We start from the raw sequence: 8650 nt of genomic DNA, 5'->3' as shown, positions 1-8650 counted from the left end.
CCGTCTTTGGCCGCATCTTTGGCCGGAGTCCACTCTTCGGCGTGCAGCGAGAAGGAAGCGAGCAGCAACAGGGCGATGACGGTCGTTTTCATGCGTTCTCCAGAATTCATTCGAAGTTCAGTTCGCAGGCACCCTGCCGGGCGTGCGCGCCTGGATGGCGGCCTATCCCTATGACTGTATCGAACAGCGCCTGTCGGTGGCGGTGGCGCTTGGCGACAAGGCGCGCTGGGACGCGGCTGCCTCGGCACTGGCCGGCTACCTTGACGGCGATGGCTTGGTGCGGTTTTTCCCGGCGGACTGGATCGCCGGCGATGATGCGCTGACCGCCTACATCCTGCGGCTTTCGGCGCGCAGCGGCTGGGCGATTCCCGAATCCACGAAGGCACGCATGACCGCGGGCCTGACCAGGTTCATCACCGGCCAGATCGAGCGCAGCCATGCCGCCGTGCTGGTCATCGACAAGGCCGGTGGCGGCGGCATCGCCGATCTGTCCGGCGACGGTCCGCCGCGCCGGGTGGCGGCACTGGCGGCACTTGTCGCCAGCGGTGCCGCCAGCCCCGCATTGGTCCAATCCATCAGCATCACGCCGAACACCTGGCCGACGAGCACAGTGCTGGATTGGCGCGAGGCCGTGGCCGGCCTGCCGGGACTGGCGGGGCAGCCGGCGCGGCTGGCACAGGCCGATGCAATTTTGCGCGCCCGGCTCGATGTGCAAGGCACGGTGCTGCGGGTGAACAACGCCGATGCGCCGTGGCAGGTGCTGGCGTCGCGCGACACCACCATGGCCGGCTATGTCGCGTTGGCGGCGCGGGCGCCGGGCTGGGCGGGAGACGCACCGCGTCTGGCCCGCGCGCTGATGCTGGCACAGCGGCGCGGACGCTGGGACACGACGCCGGCCAACGCGCTGGGCACGCTGGCGATGCGCGATTTCGCGCGCGTGTTCGAAGGCGCAGCGGTCACCGGCATAACGAATGTAACCGTCGGCCCCATCAGCCGCAGCGTGCGCTGGGCAGCAACGCCGGCAGCCGTCACCTTGCCATGGCCGGACACGAGCGCACCGCTGCGCATCAGCCATGCCGGCACCGGCAAACCATGGGCTATGGTGATGGCGCGCGCCGCCGTGCCGTTGACCCGGCCCATCGCCAGCGGCTTTGCGCTCAGCCGGCAGGTCAGCGCCGTGGCGCAGGCAGTGCCGGGCCGCTGGAGCCGAGGCGATGTCATGCGGGTGCGCCTGACGCTGACGGCGCGCGCGCCGACCGATTGGGTGGTCATCAACGACCCTGTGCCGCCGGGCGCGACCATATTGGGCGGCAATCTGGGCGGACGCTCACAGTTGCTAGCCGGCGATGACAGCGGGGCCGAACCGGCAACTTTTGTGGAATGCCGCGAGGATGCCGTGCATGCCCATTATGCCGCTGTCGGCCGGCGCCCGGTGACCTATGAATACACAGTGCGGCTGGGCACGCGCGGCAGTTTCCGCCTGCCGCCGACCCGGGCCGAGGCGCTGTATGCCGCCGATGTCATGGCGCTGCTGCCCAATGCGCCGCTTGTGGTGCAATGAAGCAGTCGTTTTGGCTGCCAAGCCTGTGCCTGTTGCTGCTCGGCTGGTTGATGTGGACGACCCGTCCCGCACCCGTGCCGGATTTCCGCAGCGTCGCACGGTCCACCGCCGGTACCGAGGCGGTGCTGCTGGCCCGTGATGGCCGGCGGCTGGATGCCCGGCGCACCGACAACAGCGTACGCCGCCTGCAATGGGCGGCGCTGGGTGACATCAGCCCGCATCTGACCGCGCGGCTGATCCAGTCCGAAGACCGGCGCTTTGCCGCGCATCACGGTGTCGATTGGCGGGCGGTGGCGGGCGCGGCGCGGGCACGGCTGAAAGGCGGTGCGGTGCGCGGCGCCAGCACCATCACCATGCAATTGGCCGGGTTGCTAGACCCCGGCATCGGCCGCGCCGGGCAGCGTGGCTGGCGGCAGAAACTGGCACAGGCCCGCGCAGCCCGCGCCATCGAGGCCCGCTGGAGCAAGGCGCAAATCCTCGAAGCCTGGCTCAACCTGTTGCCATTTCGCGGCGATCTTGTGGGCGTGGATGCCGCCGCCCGTGCCATGGCCGGGCATAGCGCGGCCGCGTTGACGCCGGACGAGGCCGCCGTGCTGGTGGCCCTGGCCCGGGCGCCGTCGGCACCAGCGGACCGCGTTATCGCCCGTGCCTGCCGCGCTGCGCCCGACCTTGGTTGTGCCGGTATCGAACTCGCCGCCGCCCGCATGCTCGGCCCGCGCGCCGTGGTTGCCGGGGCGGGGTTGGCGCCGCAACTGGCTGCCCGGCTGCTGCCCGATGGCACGCGCGGTGCGGTGCAGACCACGATCGATCTGGATATCCAGCGCATGGCGCGTGATGCGCTGTCCCGGCAACTGGCGGCGCTGGGGCCGCGCAATGCCCGCGACGGCGCCGCGCTGGTCATCGACAACGCCAGCGGTGACATCCTGGCCTGGGTGGGGTCGGCCGGCGCCGGGTCGCGCGCCGGTGCGGTGGACGGCGTCACCGCGCCGCGCCAGGCCGGATCGACTTTGAAACCCATGCTCTATGCGCTGGCCCTCGAACGCCGGCTGCTGACGGCGGCATCGGTGCTGATCGACGCGCCTGTTGATCTCGATACCGCATCGGGCCTGTATATTCCGCAGAACTACGACCGGCATTTTCGCGGCCCTGTGTCGGTGCGCTCGGCGCTGGGCAACAGCTTGAATGTGCCGGCGGTGCGGGCGCTGCTGCTGGTCGGCGTCGATGCGTTTCGCGAACGGTTGTTCGATGCCGGCTATCGCGGCATCGTGCGCGAGGGCGATTATTACGGCTTTTCATTGGCGCTGGGTTCCGCCGAAGTCACCTTGCTCGAACAGGCGAGCGTGTTTCGGGCGTTGGCGCGCGGCGGGCTGGCCGGGCCGGTCAGGGTTACGCCGGGCGCACGCGCCCCAGATGTACAGGCCATCGAACCCGGCGCCGCCGCCATCGTCCGGGACATATTGGCCGATACGGCGGCGCGCACTGCGACATTCGGCGAGGACAATGGCCTGGCCATGCCGTTTGCCGCCGCCGTCAAGACCGGCACGTCCAAGGCACTGCGCGACAATTGGTGTATCGGCTTTTCCAGCCGCTACACGGTCGCCGTGTGGGTCGGCAATTTCGAAGGCGATCCGATGATCGGCGTGTCGGGCACCAGCGGCGCGGCGCCGGCATGGCGGGCGATCATGCTGGCACTGCACGACGGCCAGCCGCCGCCGGCTTTTATGCTGCCGCCGGGCGTCGAGCGCCGGCCCATCAGGTTTCAACCGGCCATCGAGCCAGCGCGGCAGGACCTGTTCCTCGCCGGCACCTGGCAGCCGGTGATGGCGGTGACCGATCCGACCGATGCGGTGCCGCGACTCGTGGCGCCGGCAGATGGCGCGGTGGTTGCACTCGATCCCGATATTCCGCCCGCCAGGCAGCGCATGTTGATCCGCGCCGCCGGGTCGCTGCCCGGCCTGTATCTTGCGGTTGATGACCAGCGGTTGCCCGGCGGTTTGACGGCGCTATGGCTGCCGGTGCCGGGCGTGCACATCATCAGCCTCACCGATGGCCGGCATGTGCTGGACCGAGCGCGGGTGACGGTGCGGTAACGCGTGCCTCAGCTTTTGCGGCCGGCCTTTTCGTCAAGGCCCGACAGGCCTTCGCGGCGCGACAGCTCGGCGCGGATGTCGTCGAAACTGATGTCGGCATCGGCCAGCAGCACGGCCAGGTGGAACATCAGGTCGGCGCTTTCCCCGATCAATGCTTCCCGGTCATCGCCCATCGCGGCAATAACGGTTTCAACCGCTTCCTCGCCCAGTTTCTGCGCCATCTTGGCCCGGCCCTTGGCGGTCAGGCGCGCGACATAGCTGGTGTCCGGATGGCTCATCCGGCGTTCCAGCACCGTGGCCATCAACTGGTCGAACCGATCGGTCATAGTCGTACCCTTATGCCGGCAGCATGCATCGCCGCCTTGGCATCGGCAATGCGCGCTTCGCCGAAATGAAAGATCGAAGCGGCCAGCACAGCCGAGGCATGGCCCTGGGTCACGCCGGCGACCAGATCACCGACACTGCCGACCCCGCCCGAGGCGATGACCGGCACCGGCACGGCATCGGCGATGGCGCGGGTGAGCGCAAGGTCATAACCGGCGCGGGTGCCGTCGCGGTCCATGCTGGTCAGCAGGATTTCGCCGGCCCCCAGCCGCGCGGCTTCGATGGCATAGGCGACCGCGTCGATACCGGTGGCCTTGCGCCCGCCATGGGTGAAAATCTCCCAGCGGCCGGGCGCCACCGCCTTGGCATCGACGGCAACCACGACGCATTGCTCGCCAAACCGCGCCGCCAGTTCGCCGATCAATGCCGGGCGGGCGACAGCGGCGGAATTGACCGCGACCTTGTCGGCACCGGCCAGCAGCAGCGCGCGGGCATCCTCGACCGAGCGAACCCCGCCGCCGACGGTCAGCGGCATGAAACAGGCATCGGCAGTCTGTTCGACGATATGCAGCAGCGTACCCCGGTCCTCGTGGCTGGCCGTGATGTCGAGAAAACACAGCTCGTCGGCGCCGGCGGCATCATAGGCGCGCGCCGCCTCGACCGGGTCGCCGGCGTCGCGCAGCGCCACGAAGTTGACGCCCTTGACGACACGGCCACCGGCGACATCGAGGCAGGGGATGATGCGGACGGCGAGCGTCATTGTGCAGCGAATGCCAGCGCCTCGGCCAGATCGAGCCGGCCATCATAGATTGCCCGCCCGGTGATGACACCTTCGATGCCGGGCTGGCCCTTTAATGCGGTGATATCGCCCATGTCCTTGACGCCGCCCGATGCGATGACCGGCAGGCTGGTGGCGGCGGCCAGGCCAAGCGTCGCTTCGATGTTCACGCCCTTGAGCATGCCGTCGCGTCCGACATCGGTAAACAACAGGCTGGCAACGCCGGCATCCTCGAAACGCTTCGCCAAATCGATCACTGGCACCACCGATTTTTCGGCCCAGCCGCGTGTTGCGACCATGCCGTCGCGGGCATCGACAGCCACGACGATGCGTCCCGGGTGCGCCGCCGCAAGCGCACGCACTATATGAGGGTGTTCCAGCGCCGCCGTGCCCATGACGACGCGCCAGACTCCGGCCGCCAGCCAGGCTTCGGCCTGCGCAATCGTGCGAATGCCACCGCCGACCTGCACTTGCCCGCCAAAGGCCGCCAGTGCCGCGCGCACGCCGGCGCCGTTCAGGCTTTCCCCGGCAAAGGCGCCGTCAAGATCGACAACGTGCAGCGCGCGGGCGCCGGCATCGGCAAACACCCGCGCCTGCGCGCCGGGGTCGTCGGCATAGATGGTGGCGCGGTCCATATCGCCTTCGGCGAGGCGCACGACCTTGCCCTGTTTCAAATCGATGGCGGGAAAGATGATCATGATTTGAGCCAGTTGGAGAGGAAGGCCAGCCCATAGGCCTGGCTTTTTTCAGGATGGAACTGGACGCCGGTGATGTTGCCGCGCCGGACGATCGCGGGGAAGCGCCCGCCATGGTTGCTGGTCGCCACAACGTCGGCAGCGTCATCGGGATCGAAGCGATAGCTATGCACGAAATAGGCCTGTCCTGCCGGCACATCTGCGCCCGGCGCCGGATCGACGCTGTTCCAGCCCATGTGCGGCACCTTCAGCGATGGATCGTCCGGCACCATCCGCGTCACCTTGCCGGGCAGCCAGCCAAGGCCGCGATGAACGCCGTGTTCATGGCCCTCGCTGGCGAGCAGCTGCATGCCGACACAGATGCCCAGAAACGGCCTGGCCTCGTTTTGCACCGCATGGGTCAGCGCTGCTTCGATGCCGCTGGCGCCGCGCAACTGGGTGATGCACTGGGCAAAGGCGCCGACTCCGGGCAAAACTATGCGCGATGCAGAGGCAATGCGGTCAGGGTCGCTGGTGATCTCCACGTCGCTGGCACCGGCAGCGCCGAGCGCGCGCGCCGCAGACCGCAGGTTCCCGGCCCCATAGTCGACGACTACAACATGTTCCCTTGGGCGATCAGGCACCGCCGAGCGTGCCCTTGGTGGACGGGATGGAATCCGCCTTGCGCGGGTCGATGGCGATGGCGGCGCGCAGCGCCCGGGCCAACGCCTTGAAGCAGCTTTCGACGATATGATGGTTATTGACGCCGTACAGCGTCTCGACGTGCAGCGTGATGCCCGCCGTGCCAGCGAATGCCGCAAACCATTCCTTAAACAATTCGCTGTCCATGGTGCCCAGCTTCGGCTGCGAAAACGCGGTTTTCCACACCAGATAGGGACGCCCGGAAATGTCCAGCGCGACGCGTGACAGCGTCTCGTCCATCGGGATCAACGCATCGCCATAACGGGTGATGCCGCGCCGGTCGCCCAGTGCGCGTGCCACGGCCTCGCCCAGCGCCAGGCCGCAATCCTCGGTGGTGTGATGGCCATCGATGTGCAGGTCGCCCTTGGCAGCCAGCGTGATGTCGATCAGCGAATGTCGCGACAATTGTTCGAGCATGTGGTCAAGAAAACCGATGCCGGTCGAGACATCATAGACGCCGGTGCCGTCGAGATTGACGGTGACGTCGATGGCGGTCTCTTTCGTCACGCGGCTGACGACTGCAATACGGGGCGCAATTATGGGCTGGCTCATGCTTCGGGCGCCTAAAGCATTGCCGCCGGCCGGGCAAGCCGGCCGGCATTGCAAACCATGCCCGCGCTATGGCTCCGTGCGCATCTGCCGCTCCTCGCGCGACTTGTCGTCCTTGATGGCCAGCACCGAACGCAGCCGCAGGAAATTGCCCAGCGCCGAATACCAGAAGGGCGCGCCCAGGCTGAGCAGCGCGACCGAGATCAGCAGCCCGAACACATGCGCGATGAGCTGGCGCGGCTGGCCGCTGCTGGGATCGCGCGACCAGCCGGCGGTCCATTCGCCGAGCGAATGCGGCATCGACAGGATTTCAAAACCGGCCAGCTCGCCCAGCCCCATGCAGCGCAGATAGTCATTGGCCCCCGGCACGGCGGCATCGGCGCCGGTCGCCACGGTCCCGCCGAACGCGCTGCTGGCACAGGCGGTGGACTTGGCCGCCGCCGCCGCATCGGGCGCGGAGCCGGCCACTGGCGGCGTGTAGCTTTGGTATTGGCTGATGGCATGTTCGACCAGCGTGTTGCGCAAGTCCTTGTTGACCGACAGGCGGTTGATGAGATCGAGCGAATTGAAATGCAGCCAGAAGACCAGCACCACGGCAATGACGCTGGTGACGACGCGGATGTAGCGGGTGAACAGTTCTTCGGCACGGTCGATGGTCTGGTCGTACCAGCCGTTCAGCTTGCCGACGAAATCGCCGCCGGTTGCGGCGTCGCCGGCCACGGCCAGCATCGCCATGGTGGCCCGCGCGCTGCTCGACAGATCGGGGTGGGAACGTTCGAGCGACAGGACATGCAGGCGCAAGGCTTGCAGCGTCTTGATCGGGTCGGGAATGCCATGGTCGGCCAGCGTGGTTTTCAACGCCTGTCGGGCCTTGTCCAGCGGCGTCACCGTCGGGGCAGGGGTGCCATCGGCCAAGGTGCCGGCGCGTGCCGCAAAATCGAGCAGCAGGCGAAAAAACTCCTCGCGCTGGATGACACTGGGCAGGACGCGGCCCCCGCCGAACAATTTGCCGAACATCTTGGGCGAGGACAGCAGCGGGTCATCGAGGATCTGGTCGATGGTGGTGGTGGCCAGGTCGATGCCCTTGTCCGACAGGCGCCCGAGCAGCCCGATCAGGTTCTGGCGCAGCGCCTTGCCCTTGAGTTCGAGCAGATACGCGCCCAGCGCCTGCGCCATCGCCGTCACCGCCAGGCTGAGCACCAGCATGACAAAGGTGAAGCCAATGAGCGTGTCGAGAAAGTCGAGCATCCTGCAAGTCCCCCAATCACGAGAGCATAGCGGAATTCTGGTGGAAATGCGCGGGCGAAGGTCGAAGGCGAAAGGCAAGCGGCCTGGTGCGGCGATGGACGTTTGTCGGAGCTGGCGGTGATGGTGCCCTACTGCCCCGTCATCACGAACTTCTCGGGGAATTTCGCGGTCGCATCGGCATAGATGCCCTGTATGATCGGCAGGTCGCGGGCATAGTCGCCGCTGGGCCACAGGGTGGCGGGCAGGGACACGGTCTTGCGGCCATAATCCATCACCGCAAAGGTAATCGGCACGCCGGCGCCCACCGCGATATGATAGAAACCCGATTTCCACTTGCTCACGGCATGGCGCGTGCCTTCGGGCGGGACGACGAGGATCAGGTCGTCCACCGCTGCAAAATTGGCCTTCATCGCCGCGACCACGTCATTGGACTGGCTGCGATCGATCGGGATGCAGCCCGACAGCTTGACCATCCAGCCAAACGGCCCCTCGGTCAGGCTTTTCTTTCCCATGTAGCGCAGGCGCACGCCCCAGGCCCCGCCGGCTGCCAACATCCAGATACCGTCCCAGTTCGATGTGTGCGGCGCCGCCGTGATGACGACCTGGGCATCGGCCGGCCAGTCGCCCTCCACCCGCCAGCCGCCGATGGCAAGGAACGCCCGCGCGATCAGGCGCCACAACTGCATCGGCAGGCTGGCGCCCGGCCTCGGCGCGCGTCCCTTGA

Annotated in this window: 9 protein-coding genes; 2 read left to right on the top strand and 7 right to left on the bottom strand. The window is 67.6% G+C overall.

The features are described 5' to 3' along the window. Positions 1-142: 142 nt before the first annotated feature. Entirely contained in the window at positions 143-1561 is a 1419-nt protein-coding gene (locus RMQ73_RS13730; protein WP_310498877.1) for a hypothetical protein, read from the top strand. Beyond that, on the top strand, positions 1558-3651 hold the full coding sequence (pbpC, locus tag RMQ73_RS13725) for a penicillin-binding protein 1C (protein WP_310498876.1): 2094 nt from the start codon (positions 1558-1560) through the stop codon (positions 3649-3651). Before RMQ73_RS13730 ends, pbpC begins: the two co-directional genes overlap by 4 nt. A gap of 8 nt (positions 3652-3659) precedes the next feature. Here the strand turns inward: pbpC and RMQ73_RS13720 are convergent, their stop codons facing one another. The 7 genes from RMQ73_RS13720 to RMQ73_RS13690 all read right to left on the bottom strand — a co-directional run. Continuing rightward, the gene (locus tag RMQ73_RS13720; protein WP_310498875.1) at positions 3660-3977 is read right to left on the bottom strand and encodes a phosphoribosyl-ATP diphosphatase; all 318 of its coding nucleotides are present in this window, start codon (positions 3975-3977) and stop codon (positions 3660-3662) included. Further along, positions 3974-4735 carry an imidazole glycerol phosphate synthase subunit HisF gene (gene hisF, locus RMQ73_RS13715; protein WP_310498873.1) on the bottom strand — a complete coding sequence of 254 codons (762 nt, stop codon included), beginning with the start codon at positions 4733-4735 and terminating at the stop codon, positions 3974-3976. The genes RMQ73_RS13720 and hisF overlap by 4 nt, the downstream gene beginning before the upstream one ends. Then, the gene (hisA, locus tag RMQ73_RS13710) at positions 4732-5451 is read right to left on the bottom strand and encodes a 1-(5-phosphoribosyl)-5-[(5-phosphoribosylamino)methylideneamino]imidazole-4-carboxamide isomerase (protein WP_310498871.1); all 720 of its coding nucleotides are present in this window, start codon (positions 5449-5451) and stop codon (positions 4732-4734) included. Before hisA ends, hisF begins: the two co-directional genes overlap by 4 nt. Then, entirely contained in the window at positions 5448-6071 is a 624-nt protein-coding gene (hisH, locus tag RMQ73_RS13705) for an imidazole glycerol phosphate synthase subunit HisH (RefSeq protein WP_310498870.1), read from the bottom strand. The genes hisA and hisH overlap by 4 nt, the downstream gene beginning before the upstream one ends. After that, the gene (gene hisB / locus RMQ73_RS13700) at positions 6064-6681 is read right to left on the bottom strand and encodes an imidazoleglycerol-phosphate dehydratase HisB (protein WP_310498869.1); all 618 of its coding nucleotides are present in this window, start codon (positions 6679-6681) and stop codon (positions 6064-6066) included. Before hisB ends, hisH begins: the two co-directional genes overlap by 8 nt. A 66-nt stretch (positions 6682-6747) precedes the next feature. Then, complete coding sequence (locus RMQ73_RS13695; protein WP_310498867.1) at positions 6748-7926, bottom strand: hypothetical protein; 1179 nt, start codon at positions 7924-7926, stop codon at positions 6748-6750. Positions 7927-8054: 128 nt separating this feature from the next. After that, on the bottom strand, positions 8055-8650 hold a 596-nt coding region (locus tag RMQ73_RS13690), incomplete at its 5' end, for a 1-acyl-sn-glycerol-3-phosphate acyltransferase (protein WP_310498866.1).

The organism is Sandarakinorhabdus sp., from assembly GCF_031430775.1.
GTDB lineage: Bacteria > Pseudomonadota > Alphaproteobacteria > Sphingomonadales > Sphingomonadaceae > Sandarakinorhabdus.
The sequence above is the reverse complement of the archived record's forward strand: the minus strand, read 5'-3'. Positions and strand labels throughout refer to the sequence as shown.

Bases quoted from the DNA above. Each gene is read 5' to 3' on its own strand.
- RMQ73_RS13695 (WP_310498867.1), bottom strand. From the start codon at position 7,926: ATGCTCGACTTTCTCGACACGCTCATTGGCTTCACCTTTGTCATGCTG.
- hisB (WP_310498869.1), bottom strand. From the start codon at position 6,681: ATGAGCCAGCCCATAATTGCGCCCCGTATTGCAGTCGTCAGCCGCGTG.
- pbpC (WP_310498876.1), top strand. From the start codon at position 1,558: ATGAAGCAGTCGTTTTGGCTGCCAAGCCTGTGCCTGTTGCTGCTCGGC.
- hisF (WP_310498873.1), bottom strand. From the start codon at position 4,735: ATGACGCTCGCCGTCCGCATCATCCCCTGCCTCGATGTCGCCGGTGGC.
- hisA (WP_310498871.1), bottom strand. From the start codon at position 5,451: ATGATCATCTTTCCCGCCATCGATTTGAAACAGGGCAAGGTCGTGCGC.
- RMQ73_RS13720 (WP_310498875.1), bottom strand. From the start codon at position 3,977: ATGACCGATCGGTTCGACCAGTTGATGGCCACGGTGCTGGAACGCCGG.